This is a genomic window from Pseudomonas sp. HUK17, assembly GCF_001566765.1.
On record NZ_LSMW01000003.1, the window covers coordinates 82463 to 98352 of the forward strand.

At 67.2% G+C, this 15890-nt stretch carries 13 protein-coding genes; 4 read left to right on the top strand and 9 right to left on the bottom strand.

Features of this window, described 5'->3' with window-relative positions:
- Nucleotides 1–3: 3 nt before the first annotated feature.
- Nucleotides 4–792 (top strand): 3-oxoadipate enol-lactonase, encoded by a 789-nt coding sequence (gene pcaD, locus AX284_RS01895; RefSeq protein ID WP_064308418.1) that lies wholly within the window; start codon nt 4–6, stop codon nt 790–792.
- 11 nt (nt 793–803) lie between these two features.
- On the top strand, nt 804–1199 hold the full coding sequence (gene pcaC, locus AX284_RS01900; protein ID WP_017642968.1) for a 4-carboxymuconolactone decarboxylase: 396 nt from the start codon (nt 804–806) through the stop codon (nt 1197–1199).
- Nucleotides 1200–2085: 886 nt separating this feature from the next.
- On the opposite strand, the gene AX284_RS01905 is transcribed toward pcaC, so the two are convergent.
- The 9 genes from AX284_RS01905 to AX284_RS01940 form a co-directional block, all read right to left on the bottom strand.
- Nucleotides 2086–3492 (bottom strand): ATP-binding protein, encoded by a 1407-nt coding sequence (locus tag AX284_RS01905; RefSeq protein WP_068383282.1) that lies wholly within the window; start codon nt 3490–3492, stop codon nt 2086–2088.
- A 119-nt stretch (nt 3493–3611) separates the two neighbouring features.
- On the bottom strand, nt 3612–4136 hold the full coding sequence (locus tag AX284_RS01910; RefSeq protein ID WP_068383284.1) for a GNAT family N-acetyltransferase: 525 nt from the start codon (nt 4134–4136) through the stop codon (nt 3612–3614).
- A gap of 164 nt (nt 4137–4300) precedes the next feature.
- Nucleotides 4301–5452 carry a pyrroloquinoline quinone biosynthesis protein PqqE gene (gene pqqE, locus AX284_RS01915; protein WP_068383298.1) on the bottom strand — a complete coding sequence of 384 codons (1152 nt, stop codon included), beginning with the start codon at nt 5450–5452 and terminating at the stop codon, nt 4301–4303.
- A 22-nt stretch (nt 5453–5474) separates the two neighbouring features.
- The gene (pqqD, locus tag AX284_RS01920; RefSeq protein ID WP_064308414.1) at nt 5475–5750 is read right to left on the bottom strand and encodes a pyrroloquinoline quinone biosynthesis peptide chaperone PqqD; all 276 of its coding nucleotides are present in this window, start codon (nt 5748–5750) and stop codon (nt 5475–5477) included.
- Entirely contained in the window at nt 5747–6496 is a 750-nt protein-coding gene (gene pqqC / locus AX284_RS01925) for a pyrroloquinoline-quinone synthase PqqC (RefSeq protein WP_064308434.1), read from the bottom strand. The genes pqqD and pqqC overlap by 4 nt, the downstream gene beginning before the upstream one ends.
- A gap of 5 nt (nt 6497–6501) precedes the next feature.
- On the bottom strand, nt 6502–7413 hold the full coding sequence (pqqB, locus tag AX284_RS01930; RefSeq protein WP_068383286.1) for a pyrroloquinoline quinone biosynthesis protein PqqB: 912 nt from the start codon (nt 7411–7413) through the stop codon (nt 6502–6504).
- Between the two features lie 55 nt (nt 7414–7468).
- A complete protein-coding gene (gene pqqA, locus AX284_RS11640; protein WP_003243383.1) occupies nt 7469–7540 on the bottom strand; it encodes a pyrroloquinoline quinone precursor peptide PqqA in 72 nt (23 codons plus the stop codon).
- Between the two features lie 183 nt (nt 7541–7723).
- The gene (gene pqqF / locus AX284_RS01935) at nt 7724–10114 is read right to left on the bottom strand and encodes a pyrroloquinoline quinone biosynthesis protein PqqF (RefSeq protein ID WP_068383288.1); all 2391 of its coding nucleotides are present in this window, start codon (nt 10112–10114) and stop codon (nt 7724–7726) included.
- Between the two features lie 315 nt (nt 10115–10429).
- Entirely contained in the window at nt 10430–12862 is a 2433-nt protein-coding gene (locus AX284_RS01940; protein ID WP_064308411.1) for a glucose/quinate/shikimate family membrane-bound PQQ-dependent dehydrogenase, read from the bottom strand.
- Nucleotides 12863–13195: 333 nt separating this feature from the next.
- Here AX284_RS01940 and AX284_RS01945 point away from each other — a divergent pair, with 333 nt between their 5' ends.
- Together AX284_RS01945 and AX284_RS01950 are read left to right on the top strand one after the other, a co-directional pair.
- On the top strand, nt 13196–14137 hold the full coding sequence (locus tag AX284_RS01945; protein ID WP_064308433.1) for an AEC family transporter: 942 nt from the start codon (nt 13196–13198) through the stop codon (nt 14135–14137).
- 182 nt (nt 14138–14319) lie between these two features.
- The coding region (locus AX284_RS01950) for a methyl-accepting chemotaxis protein (RefSeq protein ID WP_068383289.1) at nt 14320–15890 on the top strand (1571 nt) is incomplete at its 3' end.

The window sequence follows — 15890 nt, forward strand, 5'->3', positions numbered from 1 at the left end:
CTGATGCCCAGCGTACGTCTCGCCGATGGCGACCTGAACTACCGATTGGAGGGCCCCGAGGGCGCCCCCGTGCTGATCCTGTCCAACTCCCTGGGCACTAACTTGGCCATGTGGGATGACCAGGCCGCCGCCTTCAGCGAGCGTTTTCGCCTGCTGCGCTACGACACCCGCGGCCACGGCGCCTCCCTGGTGACGCCCGGCCCCTATCGGATGGACGAGAACGGGCGCGACGTCCTGGCCCTGGCCGACGCCCTGGGCATCGACCAATTCGCCTTCTGCGGCCTGTCCATGGGCGGCTCCATCGGCCAGTGGCTGGGCATCAACGCGCCGGAGCGAGTCACCCGCCTGGTGCTGTGCAACACCGCCGCCAAGATCGGCACCCCCGAGGTGTGGAACACCCGCATCCAGACCGTGGAAGCCGGCGGCGAGCAGGCCATGCGCGACCTGCGCGACGCCTCCATCGGTCGCTGGTTCACCCCTGATTTCGCCAGCGCCGAGCCGAATCGGGTCGACCGCATCGTCGCCATGCTCGCCGGCACCTCGCCCCAGGGCTACGCCGCCAACTGCGCGGCGGTGCGCGACGCCGACTTCCGCGAGGTACTGGACGCCATCCGTGCGCCGACGCTGATCGTCGCCGGCAGCCATGACGCCGTGACCACCCCGGCCGACGGGCGCTTCCTGCAGGAGCGTATTCCCGGCGCCGAGTACGTCGAGTTTCCCGCCGCCCACCTGTCCAACGTGCAGATGGGCGCTGCCTTTACCCAGCGCGTGCTGGCCTTCCTCAGCGCCTAAAGGAGTCGATCTTGGACGAAAGAGAACGTTATGAAGCCGGCATGCAGGTCCGCCGCGCCGTGCTGGGCGACGCCCATGTCGATCGCAGCCTGGAAAAGCTGACCCCCTTCAACGAAGAATTCCAGGAGATGATCACCCGCCACGCCTGGGGCGACATCTGGACCCGCCCGGGCCTGCCGCGGCACACCCGCAGCCTGATCACCATCGCCATGCTGATCGGCATGAACCGCGAAGGCGAACTGCGCCTGCACCTGCGCGCCGCGCGCAGCAACGGGGTGACGCGGGAGGAGATCAAGGAGTTGATCATGCAGAGCGCCATCTACTGCGGCATCCCGGCGGCCAATGCCACCTTCCACCTGGCGGAGGCGGTGTGGGATGAGTTGGGGGTGGAGTCGCTGGAAGGGTGAGTGCGCCCCTCTGTCGCCCCCTGAGTGGGGCCCGCTGGAGTGGTCTGGCGGTTTGGGGCGAACGAGGTTGGGTTGAGCGTTAGCGAAGCCCAAAGGATTACGGGTAGGGTTATAGGTGCCCTAGCTATTTATCGCGGTCTGCTTGTGGCTCTTGTTTCGCCCACCCGGGCGACTCACTTTTTTCAGTCGCAAAAAAAGTAAGCAAAAACGCTTGCCCCACGTTTCGGCCCTCCGCTTCGCTCCGGGTCCCCTCGTTCCGGTGCCGCTCCGGGGGCACGGCACGAAGGGGCCTCCTGCCCCTCGCGCCTTGCTCGGCGTCCTGCCTCGCATCCCCCTCCGCGACACCTGCACTCGGCCTCACTGACGGGGCGGGGCGCCAGCCTGAGGCTGGGGTGTTTACAAGCGGAGCCAGAGCGATTCGTAGCGTGGAAAACCGCGCAGCGTTTTCCACTGTTGGGCACCGACACCATTAGTGGACAAGGCGTTGCCGTTGTCCACGCTACGGGCTTTTTGTGGCTTCTCAGCCAACACTTTCAGGCTGGAGAATCGCCCCGTTCAGGAGGGCGAACGGCAGTGTCGTGGAGTGGGTCGAGCCGCATGGATGCGGCGAGAGGTCCAGTGGGCCAGGGACGGCCCATCTGGACCGACCCCGGAACGGCGCTGTTGTGAGCGGACCTGGAGCGAAGCGGAAGGCCGGATGGTGGGGCAAGCGTTTTTGGTTACTTTTGCCGCGACTGGCAAAAGTGACTCGCCCGGGTGGGCGAAACAAAAGGCGTCAAAGCGCTCGATAAATAGCTAAGGCAACTCAGCTCGATGTTGGGCTTCGCTAACGCTCAACCCAACCTACAAAAGCGGCCCCCAACCCAAGTAAGGGGCCTCAGGCCCCTTACTTGGCCACTACCCGCGTGATCCGATCCCCCTCGGCATCATCCTGGCCCTTGGCCTTGTTCACCGCGTAGACCACGCCCTTGCTGTCCACCACCGCATGGTTGGGGTAGGTGCCCAACTCCAGGTTGGCCTTGATGGTGCCGTCCGGGTCGACCACGGTCAGGGTGCCGGCGCCGCGGTTGGTGACGTAGGCCAGGCGCTTGACCGGGTCGAAGACCACGCTCAGCGCACCCGCGCCGGTGGTGACGTTGTGCAGGGTCTTGCCGGTCTTGGCGTCGACGATCAGCAGGTTGTCGCTGCCCTGGGCGGTGATGAACAGGCGATCGGTCTGGGGATCGTGGGCTACGCCCATGGGGGTCTTGGCGCCCTGGATCGGGAAGACCTTCTCGACCTGCTCGGTCTTGGCGTCGATCACCGCGGCTTCGTTGGTCTTCAGGCTGACGGCGTAGAGCTTGTGCACCGCCGGGTCCAGGTGCATGCCGACCACGGCGAACTGCTCGCCGCGCACGCCCGATTCGATGGTGATGTGCTTGCGCACGGCCGGGGTCTTGGCGTCGAAGCTGACGATGTCCGGGGTCATGGCCGCCGAGGCGAAGGCGCGGTCGAGCTTCTCGTCGACCACCACGGTGTGGGCATGGGGCACGAGGCCGGGTTCGAATTGCTTGACCAGGCCCAGGTCGCTCTGGCGATAGACCGCCACGGTGTTCTGCCGGGTATTGGTGGTCCAGACGTGGCCGTTGCGATCGTCCACGCCCACGCCGTAGACGGCGTAGACACCGGCGTCCTGGCCCGGGGCGGCGGCCGGGGTGATCTGGCGCTGGATGGACAGGTCCTTGGGATCGAGTTTGAGCAGTTGCGAGACCTTGACCGGCGGGCGGCCCACGGCCGAGGTGACGAAGAGGGCGCCGGTCTTGGCGCTGCTGTCCACCTGGTAGAGGCCGGGGACCAGTTTGACCGCGGTGAGGCTATAGGCCTCGGCACCGGACAGCGGGACCACCGGCGAGACCTTGAGCGGGAAGACCGCGGCGCCCGAGGGCTGGGCGGTGCTGATGACGATGGGATGCTGGCCGGGGGCGGCGTCTTCCGGAATGCGCAGGGTCGCCTTGAAGGTGCCCTGGGCGTCGGCCACGTAGGCGGCGTCGGGATTGAGCGCCACGCCACCGCGCGACAGGGTGATCTGCTGACCGGGGGTGAAGCCGCGGCCGTCCAGCGCGACCTCGCTGCCGGCCAGGATGGCGGTGCCGCTGACGGGACTGGCCTTGATCTCGCCGTGGTAGTCCGGATCGGGGGCTTCGAAGCTGGAGCGCGCCTGGGCGGCCTGCCCGCCCAGCGCCAGCAGGGCGGCCAGCAGGGTGACGGAAAAGACGCGCCGGCCCTTGGCCGAAGACGCTGGAGCGATGTTCATCAGGGATTCCTTGTAGCGGCGATCAAGATACCCGCGCCAGAGCGCCGGGCAGCGGAGGCCCTCCTGGGCTAGGCCATGTTAAGGCGAAAGCGAAATACTTGCATTTAGATTTGCAGGTTTTACGAGTGGTCGCTGTCCGGGGTATCGAGGGTGCGCTGCATCAGGCAGGCGCCGGCGCCATAGCCGGCCAGCTTGGCCTTGAGCGCGGCGTCGGCCGGGACCGGTTGATAGTGGTGGCGTTGCCAGTAGCCGATGGCGTTGGACAGCGACACCAGCCGCCCCTGGCGCAGGCGGGCGCGTCGGGCCTGGCCCTTGGCGTGACGATAGAGACGCCCCGCCACGCCCTGACCTTGGGCCTCGGGATGCACGGCGCAATCGTGCAGGAACCAGGTCGAGGCCGCGCCTGGCAATTGCTTGAGAGGAGCACCCAGTACCGGCGGCAGGCCGTCGTCCCAGGGATAGGCGATCAGATAGCCGCGCAGGCGATCCTCGGCATCGGTCGCCACCCAGCAGTGTTCCGGGGCGAGTTCCAGGCGATTGGCGTAGAAGGCGTGGTCTTCGAGCAGGTCGGCGGGGTAGTTGGCCGACTGGATGTCGAGAACGGCCGGGATGTCGGCAGGGCGCAGCGGGCGTATCGAAGGCATGACGATGAGGGGAAAAGGTCCGGCCGGGCAGTATGGTCACTGCCCGGCCGGGAGGCAAATGCCCCGGAGCCGTGGGTGGTGAGTCCCCTCGGCAAGCCTGCGCCCAGGCTGTGGGGGACTGGATTCCACCGACGACCTTGGCATGTCTGGCGCCGCCTCTGGCTTCAAGCCTTGGCGATCAGCCGCGAATTACGCTCGTTGCGGAATTGCAGGTCCTCGATCCGCTGGGTCGCGGTCTCGGCTTCCTGGCGGGCGGCGAGGATGAGGTCGTGGTGCGGTGATTTGGCGCAGACCGGATCGGCGTTGCGCGCATCCCCAGTGAGCATGAAGGCCTGGCAGCGGCAGCCGCCGTAGTCCTTTTCCTTTTCGTCGCAGGAGCGGCAGGGCTCGGGCATCCAGTCGTAGCCGCGGTAGACGTTGAAGCCGAAGGAGTCGTACCAGATGTGCCGCAGATCCTGCTCCTTCACGTTCGGGAAGGCGATGGGCATCTGCCGGGCGCCGTGGCAGGGCAGGGCGGTGCCGTCCGGCGTGATGGTCAGGAACAGCTTGGCCCAGCCATCCATGCAGGCCTTGGGGCGCTCTTCGTAGTAGTCCGGGGTGACGAAGATCAGCTTGCAGGGATGATTCTCGGCCTTGAGGCGCGCGCGGTACTGGTTCGTGATGCCTTCGGCGCGCTCCAGCTGGGCCCTGGTCGGCAGGAGACCGGCGCGATTGCGCTCGGCCCAGCCATAGAACTGGCAGGTAGCGAGTTCGACGAAGTCGGCTTCCAGCGCCAGGCAGAGGTCGATGATCTGGTCGATGCGATCGATGTTGTGCCTGTGGGTGACGAAGTTGAGCACCATCGGGTAGCCATGGGCCTTGACCGCCTTGGCCATGGCCAGCTTCTGGGCGAAGGCCTTCTTCGAGCCGGCCAGCAGGTTGTTCACCTGTTCGTCGCTGGCCTGGAAGCTGATCTGGATATGGTCCAGACCGGCTTCCTTGAATTCGGCGATGCGCGCCTCGGTGAGGCCGATGCCGGAGGTGATGAGGTTGGTGTAGTAGCCCAGCCGGCGCGCCTCGCGGATCAGCTCGGCGAGGTCCTGGCGCACCAGGGGTTCGCCCCCGGAGAAGCCGATCTGGGCCGCGCCCATCTCCCGTGCCTCGGCCATCACCTTGAACCACTGCTCGGTGGTCAGTTCGCGCCCCTGGGCGGCGAAGTCCAGGGGATTGGAGCAGTAGGGGCACTGCAGCGGGCAGCGATAGGTGACCTCGGCCAGCAGCCACAGCGGCAGGCCGACGCTGGGCGCAGCAACGGTGGGCGGCTGCGGCAACTGCATGGGCGTGCCCGGCAGGCTGGTGTCAGCCGAGCAGGAGCCAGTGCTCGGCACGGGCGACCTCCATGAATTGTTCGACGTCCGCACCCAGTTCGGGGACGCCGGGGAAGCGTTCGTCGAGGTCAGCGATGATGGCGGCCACGTCACGCTGGCCGTCGATCAGCCCGCCGATGGCGGCGGCGCTGTCGTTGAGCTTGATCATGCCCTCGGGATAGAGCAGCACATGGGCGTGCTGCGCCGGCTCGAACTGGAAGCGGTAGCCGGGACGCCAGCGCGGCACCTGGGTGCGGTCGAAGCTCATAGGTCGATTCCTCGGTGCCAGCGACGCTCGGCGGTGACGCTGTGATAGGGCGGGCGGTGCAGTTCGTAGGCCATGCTCATGGCGTCGAGCATGCTCCAGAGGATGTCCAGCTTGAACTGCAGGATCTCCAGCATGCGCTGCTGGGATTCCCAGGTGGTGTAGTGCTGCAGGGTGATCTGCAGGCCGTGCTCGACGTCGCGCCGCGCCTGGCCCAGGCGGGTGCGGAAGTATTCGTAGCCGGCCGGATCGATCCAGGGGTAGTGGGTCGGCCAGGCGTCCAGCCGCGACTGGTGGATCTGCGGCGCGAACAGCTCGGTCAGGGAGCTGCTGGCGGCCTCCTGCCAGGAGGCGCGGCGGGCGAAGTTGACGTAGGCGTCCACCGCGAAGCGTACCCCGGGCAGCACCAGTTCCTGAGAGAGCACCTGCTCGCGATCCAGGCCGGTGGCCTCGGCCAGGCACAGCCAGGCCTCGATGCCGCCTTCGCTGCCGGGCTCGCCGTCGTGGTCGAGGATGCGCTGCACCCATTCGCGGCGGATCTCGCGATCCGGGCAGTTGGCCAGGATGGCGGCGTCCTTGAGCGGGATGTTGACCTGGTAGTAGAAGCGGTTGGCCACCCAGCCCTGGATCTGCTCGCGACTGGCGCGACCCTGGTACATGGCCACGTGATAGGGGTGGTGGATGTGGTAGAGGTCGCCCTTGGCGCGCAGGGCGGCTTCGAATTCGGCGGGCGTGAGGGCGTTGGGCATGGCGTTCACAACTCGATGGACATCCCGTCCCAGGCGACTTCCACGCCCTGGCGCGCGACGATGGCGCGCTCGGGGGAGTCTTCGTCCAGGATCGGATTGGTGTTGTTGATGTGGATCAGCACCTTGCGCTGGCGCTCGAAGCCGGCCAGCACCTCCAGCATGCCGCCGGGACCGCTTTGCGGCAGGTGGCCCATCTCGGTGCCGGTCCGGGTGCCCACGCCGCGACGCTGCATCTCGTCGTCGGTCCAGAGGGTGCCGTCCACCAGCAGGCAATCGGCCTGGCCCATCAGCTCCAGCAGGGCGGTGTCCGGCTGGCCGAGGCCCGGGGCATAGAACAGCTTGCCGCCGGTGTGTCTGTCATGGACCAGCAGCCCCAGGTTGTCGCCAGGGTGCGGATCGTGGCGATGGGGCGAATAGGGCGGCGCGGCGCTGCGCACCGGGAAGGGCGTGAATTCAAGGTTCGGGCAAGCCGGGATGGTGAAGCTGCCGCTCAGGGCGATGGGCTGCCAGGTCAAGCCGCCATTCCAGTGCTGGAGCATGTTGAACAGCGGAAAGCCGGTGGTGAGGTCCTGGTGGACCATCTCGGTGCACCAGACCTGGTGGGGGCAGCCTTCACGCAGGCTGAGCAGGCCGGTGGTGTGGTCGATCTGGCTGTCCAGCAGGACGATGGCGCGGATGCCGGTGTCGCGCAGGGCCCGCGCCGGCTGCAGCGGGGCGAAGCCGGCCAGCTGGGCGCGGATGTCGGGCGAGGCGTTGCACAGGATCCAGTTCACCCCGTCGTCGGACAGGGCGATGGAAGACTGGGTGCGGGCCTGGGCCCTGAGGGTGCCCTTGCGGAAGCCGTCGCAATTGGGGCAATTGCAGTTCCACTGGGGAAAGCCGCCGCCGGCGGCGGAGCCGAGAATCTGGATATGCATGGGAAAGGTCGAACCTGAAAAAAGTACGCCCCGGCGGACCGGGGCGTGGGGCGCATCAACGGTTGGCGAAGTACATGGTGACTTCGAAGCCGATGCGCAGGTCAGTGTAGGCAGGCTTGGTCCACATGGGAGGTCTCCTCTTTGACTGCGAAAGCCGGATGGATCCGGTCGCTGAGTTTAACAAATGTTACCTAGCTAAGGGTTTTTGCCGCGACGAATCGCCGGCGGTCCGGCGGACATAACTGTCTTACCGATCCTGCAACAGATTGACCGCCAGCAGCGGCCCACGCTCCCGGGAAAGTGTTGAAAGCTATGACATCCAGCCGGATGGTGCGGCGGCATTGGCCAGGACGAAGCGCGGCGCCTCGGCGGCGGTGAGCTGCTGCCAGGCCTGCTGCAGGGCCTTGTCGTCCAGGGCGGCCAGGGCTGCTTGCAAGGGCGCGAGATCCAGCGCACCGCTGCGCTGGAAGCCCGACCAGAGGCGCTCGGCCAGAGCGGCGCGTTGAGTGGTGGCGGGGCTGAAGTCGCGTACCAGCTGGCGGATGTTCTGCGCCAGCGTCGCGGACTCGGCCTGTATGGCGGCCAGGCTGTCAGCCAAACCGCTCTCGATTTCCGCCAGGATCTCCGCCGCCCGCGCATGGGGCGACTGGACACCGATCAAGAGGCCGCTCTGATCGCCCAGCTGGCGATAGGCGGAAAACACCGCATAGCCCAGTTGCCGCTCGCTACGTAGGCGCTGGAACAGCGGTCCTTGCAGGCGCGCCGCCAGCAGCCGCCAGGCGGCTTCGGTGGTGGGGCGCGCATCGGGTTGCGGACAGAACAGCAGCAACGCCTGCTGGGCGTCGGCGCTGGGTTCGGGGTGCCAGTGGCGACCGGTGAAGCTGTGCGACTCGCCCAGCGGCCCTGCCTGGGGCCGAGGCGGCGGGGTAACGGCGGCCAGGGATGCCTGCGTCGCCTTGGGCAGGCCGCAGGCCAGGGCTTGCCAGCGCGGTCCGCCTTCACTGACGGTTAAAGCCATGCCGTTCGGCAGTCGCTCGGGCAGGACCTTGAGCAACTGGCGGATCAGCATGGGTTCGGGTGGTACCACCGATGCCGGTCCGATGTTATCCAGCTCTGCCACCAGCCTGTCGAGCGCCTGCTCCAGCACCGCTGGCAGCGCCGCGGCCCAGCCCTGCAGCCGCAATTCCCAGGGTGCCCCGGGTGGACTCCAACGTAGGCTCACGCCTGCCTCGGCGGCCAGCCGCGGTAACGCGCCCAGCACCTGGGCGTCGGGCGCGACCGGTACCGGCCCCGGCCACCGCCAGCCCAGGAACAGCAGGCCTTCGCGCTGCTGGGGCGCGAGGGCGGGGCTGATTGGCCAGGGTTGCGTAGCCGGGGTACCTGGAGTGCCTGGGTCAGCGAGCCGCGGATTGGGCGGGGGCAGGGCAAAGGTGGTGGCCACGGGGGCCGGCACGCTCGGTGGATTGGCCAAGCCAGCGGCGAAGCCAGTGAGCCGTTCCGGCAGCAACTGGGCGAGTAGCCGTGGCCAGGCCGTCTGGGCGGCAGCCGAGAGGACCGGTTGTGGCCAGGTGTTTCCCTGCCGATCCAGCCAGAGGCGTTCGCCCAGGCGCCGCACCCGCGCCAGGGCGGGCAGGGTGGCCCATTGGCGTTGGACGCGTTCGGCATGGCCCTGCTGCAAGGCAGCCAGGGGCGTCTGGCGCAGGGCAGCCAGCCAGGTGAACAGGGCGCCGGTCAGATCGTTGGGGCTGGCCTGGGCCCCGGGCGAGAGATCCAGCCGGAACAGGCCCTGGCGTGCCTGGCGATAGGGCCAGGCGAGGCTCAGGCGTTCGGCCAAGCCCGCCTGGCGCAGGGTCACGGGCAGACCGCCGGGATGGTCGCCCAGCAGCAGGGCTTCCAGCAGCTCCACCGCTTCCCAGCTGCCAGGCGGCAGGTCGTCGAGGGCGAATTGCAGGGCCAGCATTGGCGGCGAGGCGCTGCTGGTCTGCCAGTGTTCGCCTGTGGCCGGGAGTGATCGAGGCATTGCGTTGCTGGGTGCAGGACCGGAGGGCAGCAGGGCACCGTGCTCGCGGGCCAGCTCTGCCAGTTCGGCCAGCGATTGCGGCCCGGCCAGCACCAGCAGGGCGTTCTCCGCGCAGTACTGCTGGCGCTGGAAGTCGCGCAGCGCCCTCTGGAAGGCAGGGCTTTGCAGCGGCAGGCTGTATCGGTTGCCGGCATGGAAGCCGGCGGCTGGATGGTCCGTGGGCAATCCGGCTGCCAGGGCCAGGTCGCGGCGGGTATCGGCGCTGCGCGACCAGGCGATGAATTCGGCGTGCAACACCTCGCGCTCGCGGCGCTGGGCGTCCGCTGCCAGCAGCGGTGCGGCGAGTATGTCCAGCAGGCGAGCGAGGCCGGCGGCCAGGTGTTCGGGCGCCAGGGCGAAGAAGAAGTCGGTGGTGGTCTCGCGGGTGCTGGCGTTGAGTTCGCCGCCTAGACGCTGCACCAGCGGCATCAGGCCGTCCGCCGCCGGATAGCGGCGGCTGCCGAGAAAGAACAGGTGTTCGAGAAAGTGCGCCAGCCCCGGATAGGCCCGCGGCGCCTGGTGACTGCCGGCGCCGATGCGCACCAGGGCAGCGGCCTGGGGCAGCTCGGGATCGTGCAGCAGGGCGACGGCCAGGCCGTTGGCCAGGCGCAGGCGGCGGTGGTGGGGCGGGGAGCTGGGCATGGGGGTAGCTTAACCGAGTCGGGTGGACGGGATGGAGCGGGGTTTGCCCTCACCCCAGCCCTCTCCCAGGGGGAGAGGGCGCGTTCGAGGCACGGTCTTGACCCCGTAGCGTGGAGAACAGCGCAGCCTTTTCCGCCGAGCCTTAGGTGCCAGGGGGCTCTTTTCATAGAAAGAAAAACCCAGGCGAAAAAAATCCCGGCCAGGCCGGGATTTCGGGGTGGGGCGAGGGGGGTTCCAACAGGATGTCAAAGTGCTCGAAGCATCCTCGCCCCGGACCCTCTCCCGGAGGAGAGGGGAGTTCGGGCGCGAGCGCCCTTACTTCTTCTCGGGCAGGGCGAAGGCCATCACATAGTCACCCTGCTTGGTACCCAGCGAGCCATGGCCGCCAGCGTAGACCAGCACATACTGGCGACCGTCCTTGCCGGTGTAGGTCATGGGGGTGGTCTGGCCACCGGCCGGCAGGCGGCCTTTCCACAGTTCCTTGCCGTTCTTCACGTCATAGGCGCGCAGGTACTGGTCCAGGGTGCCGCTCAGGAAGGCCACGCCACCGGCGGTGGTGACGGTGCCGCCCAGGCTGGGCACGCCCATGGGCAGGGGCAGCGGAACCGGCGAGTTGTCGCGCACGGTGCCGTTCTTGTGCTTGTAGACCAGCTTGCCGGTGGTCAGGTCGAGACCCGCCACGTAGCCCCAGGCAGGTGCCTGGCAGGGCAGGCCCAGGGGCGACAGGAAGGCCGACAGGATCACGCCGTAGGGCGCGCCCTTGTTGGGCTGGATGCCCTCGGTCTCGCTCTTGCGCGCCGGCTGGTTGGCGATCTCTTCACGGGGGACCAGCTTGGAGGTGAAGGCCATGTAGCTGGGGTTGAGGAAGGCGATCTGGCGCACCGGATCGACCGAGATACCGCCCCAATCGAACACGCCGAAGTTACCCGGATAGACGATCGAGCCCTGGGTGGACGGCGGGGTGTAGATGCCCTCGTAGCGGTGCTCGCGGAAGGCGATGCGGCACAGCGCCTGGTCGAAGGGCGTACCGCCCCACATGTCGCTTTCCTTAAGGGTCGGCGCGGCCAGGTTGATCGAGGAGACCGGCTGGGTCGGCGAAGTATGGTCGCCTTCCACCGCGCCCTGGGGCACCGGGGTTTCGGTGATCGGGTAGATGGGCTGACCATTGGTGCGGTCCAGCACATAGATGCTGCCCTGCTTGGTCGAGGCCATCAGTGCGGGTTTCACGCCGCCTGCGGTCTTGATGTCCACCAGGGTCGGCTGACCGCCGACGTCCATGTCCCAGAGGTCATGGTGGGTGAACTGATAGTTCCAGCGCACCTTGCCGGTGGCGATGTCGAGGGCGACCACGCCAGCGCTGTACTTCTCGGACGCCGGGGTACGGTTGCCGCCCCACTGGTCGGGCATCTGGTTGCCCATGGGCAGATAGACCATGCCGACCTTCTCGTCGACCGCCATCATCGACCACATGTTGGGCGAGTTGCGGGTATAGATGCCGTCAGCGGCGATGGGCGCGGTGGCGTCCGGATTGCCGCTGTCCCAGTTCCACACCAGCTTGCCGGTGTGCACGTCGTAGGCGCGGATCACACCGGACGGCTCGTCGGTGGAGACGTTGTCGGTGACGTGGCCACCGATGATCACCAGGTTGCGGGTCACCGCCGGCGGCGAGGTGGAGTAGTAGCCGCCGGGCGTGAAGCTGCCCATGTTGGCGGTCAGATCGACCTGGCCGTTATCGCCGAAGTCGCTGCACACCTTGCCGGTGTCGGCGTTGATGGCGATCAGGCGGGTGTCGGCGGTGGGCAGGAACAGGCGCCGCGGGCAACTGCTGGCGGCCGGGGTGCTCTGCTCATCGACCGGGACGGCACTGCCGGTGGCCGGGCTCTGGCCCGCGGTGGTGGTGCCGGCGTAGGTGGCGTCGTCGTGGTAGGCCACGCCGCGGCAGGTCATGTGCGCCCAGCCCTTGAAGCTGTCGGCGTGCTGGGTGCTCAGCTTGGGATCGAAGCGCCAGATTTCCTTGCCGCTGTCGGGGTCCACGGCGATCACCTGGCTGTGCGGCGTGCAGACATAGAGCATGCCGTTGACCTTGAGCGGGGTGTTTTCCGCGGTGGTCTCCTGGGGATCGTTCGGGCCGGGGATGTCGCCGGTACGGAAGGTCCAGACGGGCTCCAGATTCTTCACGTTGTTGACGTCGATCTGCTTGAGCGGCGAGTAGCGATCACCGAAGGCGGTGCGGCCATAGGACGGCCAGTCGCCATCGGCGGCGGTCGGGGCGGCGCTTTCGGTGCCGGCGGTGTCGCGGCCCAGGTCACCGTCCAGACGGTTGTAGTTGACGAACTGGGCGACCAGGGCGACGACCGCCGCGATCACCAGCGAGCCGACCAGTGGCAGGCCGCCGCTACGGCTGTCCAGCGGGCGGCGGAACACCGGGATCAGCAGGACCAGGCCAAGGACGAACCAGAGCGCCAGGCGCGGCACCAGTTGCCACCAGTCGAACTGGACTTCCAGTACGGCCCAGGCGGTGGAGACCACCAGGAAGAAGGCATAGACCCAGATCCCGCTGGCCCGCCGGATGCACAGCAGGTAACCGCTCAGGGCGAGCAGCACGCCGCCGCCGAGGTAATACAGGGAGCCCCCGAGGGTGGCCAGTTTGATGCCCAGCCCCAAGAGGCCCAGGCCCAGGAGCATGAACAGGATGCCGAGTAACCTGGCAGGCAGGCCTCCCGGTCTCGCGTTGGAAGTGACAGTCATGGCAGCGCTCGCAATGCAATCGTGAAAAGAGACTTCGACTCGATCGACGACATCGCAAATCGGAACCGCATGCGGATCTGTCGTCTGCTACGTCTGAACCTGTTGTCTGTCTTATTGTTCCACCCCTTCGCCGGCTTCCCTGGCAGGAGGCTAGAGCGGTCGCGCTGAGGCGAAGCGAGGGATGGATCGGGGGCGTCGTCTGAATCGGGCGGGTAGATAGTAAGCTAAGCATTGATTGATGTCACTTCGCGATGACGGAAGGAAGGGACCCGTGGCGCGCCGTGCCTGCTACCATCGCGAGCCGTTTCCGCGATGCCTTCTGCCATGTCCGACGTGCTTGCCCTGGTCCAGGCGACCTTCGACGTCACCGCCCCGGTCTTCGCCCTGGTGCTGCTCGGCTGTGTGCTCAAGCGGCTGAACTGGATCGATACCGCCTTCATCAATACCTCGTCCGCCCTGGTGTTTCGCGCCACCATGCCGACCCTGCTGTTTCTCGGCATCCTCAAGGCCGACCTCGGCGAAGCCCTGCAACCGCTGCTGCTGGGCTACTTCGCCCTGGCCACGGTGGTGAGCTTTCTCGCTGCCTGGGGCTGGGCGATCTGGCGCTGCCCTCATGCCGATCGCGGGGTCTACGTGCAAGGCGCCTTCCGCGGCAACTGCGGTATCGTCGGCCTGGCCCTCGCGGCCACCCAGTACGGCGACTACGGTCTGTCGGTGGGCGGGATCATGGCCGGCATGGTCATCCTCTTCTACAACGTGCTCTCGACCATCGTGCTGGCGCTCTACAGTCCGCAGCTGGAGGCCAACTGGCGCACCCTGCTGCGCAGCATCCTCGGCAACCCGCTGATCATCGGCATCCTGGTGGCGATTCCCTTCGCCTATTTCCAGTGGCAGCTGCCACGCTGGTTGGACACCTCGGCGCGCTATTTCGCCGGGCTCACCCTGCCGCTGGCGCTGATGTGCATCGGCGCCACCCTGTCGCTGGCCTCGCTGCGCGAAAGCAGTGGCCTGGCGGTGGGTGCCAGCTTGTGGAAGATCGTCTGGATTCCGCTGCTGGGCGTGCTGGGCGCCCTGGCGCTGGGCATCCAGGGGCCGGCGCTGGGCATCCTCTTCCTCTACCTGGGCTGCCCGACGGCCGCCTCGAGTTTCGTCATGGCCCGCGCCGCCGGCAGCAATGCCCAGCTGGCGGCCACCATCGTGGTGCTCAGTACCCTGGGCGGGATGCTGACCACCAATCTGGGCCTGCTGCTACTGAAAGGATTCAGCCTGCTGTAGGGCGCGCTGGCCAGACATCGGCGTTGTGAGAACGTTTATCGGTTGGCGCCAGCTAAAAGTCAGATTTGAGCGTAATAGTGCGATGTCGCCCGTCCCAGGTCGTCTTGCCCTCCAGATAATTATCGCAATCAGCATGTGCGAGGAGCGCGGCTGCCCTTTCCTAAGCCTTTCGCGTGGTATCCATGAAACGCTCGCTCCAATTCAGCCACAAGATCCTGCTGGCGGCTGCCCTCGTGGTGACCATCGCCCTGGCCGGTTTCGCCAGTTTCAACGCCTATCTGCAGCGCCAGGCCATCACTCAAAGTCTCGAAGCCTCCCTGGGCGAGATCGGCCGCATCACCGCCGGCAACATCGCCTACTGGCTGGATGCGCGGGTCAAGCTGATCGACAGCCAGGCCCAGGCGCTCAGCCGCGACAGCAGCCCGGCCAATGTCGCAGGCCTGCTCGAACAGAAGCTCTACACGAGCAACTTCGATTCCACCTACCTGGGTGAGGTCGACGGCACCTTTACCGACCGCCCCCATACCCCCATGGAGGCCGGCTACGACGCCCGCCAGCGCGACTGGTACAAGGCCGCGGTCAGCGCCGGTGGCCCCATCCTCACCGAGCCCTATCTCACCGCACCGCCGCAGAGCTTCCTGTGCATCACCATCGCCGCGCCGGTCCTGCAGAACGGCAAGTTGATCGGCGTGGTGGCCGGTGACCTGGTGATGGACAGCCTGATGAAGATGATCACCTCGCTGGACGCCGGTGGCCTGGGCGAGGCCTTCCTGGTGGACGGCGACGGCAAGATCCTGGTCAGCAGCCACGCCGACCAGGTGCTGAAATCCCTCAAGGACGTCTTCCCCGAGCAGACCCCGAGCCTGGCCCCGGGCTTCCACCACGTCCTGCAGGGCGGCAGCGAGCGGCTGGTGAGCTTTACCCCGGTCGCGGGCCTGCCCTCGGTCAAGTGGTACCTGGCGCTGTCCATCGACCAGGCCAAGGCCTATGCCCCGGTGACCCAGGCGCGTAACCTGGCCATCGTCGCCACCTTGGTGGCGGTGATCGCCATCATCCTACTGCTAGGTCTGCTGATTCGCGTGCTGCTGCGTCCGTTGCACGACCTGACCCGCGCCATGGACGACATCGCCGAAGGCGAGGGTGACCTGACCCTCCGGTTGCCGGTGCAATCCCGCGATGAATTCGGCGCCCTGGCCGAGGCTTTCAACAAGTTCGTGGCGCGGATCCATACCTCGATCCGCGATGTGGCCCAGACCACCGGCGAGCTGAATCAGAGTACCCGCCGGGTGCTGGAGGCCTCGCAGTCGTCCATGCAACAGTCCGATATCCAGGCCCAGCGCACCACCAGCGTGGCCGCGGCGATCAACGAGCTGGGCGCCGCCGCCCAGGAGATCGCCCGCAACGCCGCCCACGCCTCGGGCGAGGCCAGCACGGCCCGCGCCCAGGGCGAGGAGGGGCGCGAGGTGCTCGACGAAGCCCTGCACGCCATGCAGGCGCTGTCGAGCAAGATCGGCACCAGTTGCGAACACATCGAAGCCCTCAACGGCAAGACGGCCAACATCGGCCAGATCCTCGAAGTCATCCGCGGCATCTCCGAGCAGACCAATCTGCTGGCGCTCAATGCCGCCATCGAGGCGGCTCGCGCCGGTGAGGCCGGGCGCGGCTTCGCCGTGGTGGCCGACGAGGTGCGCTCCCTGGCCAGCCGCACCCAGAGTTCGGCGCAGCAGATCCAGCAGATGATCGAAGAGCTGCA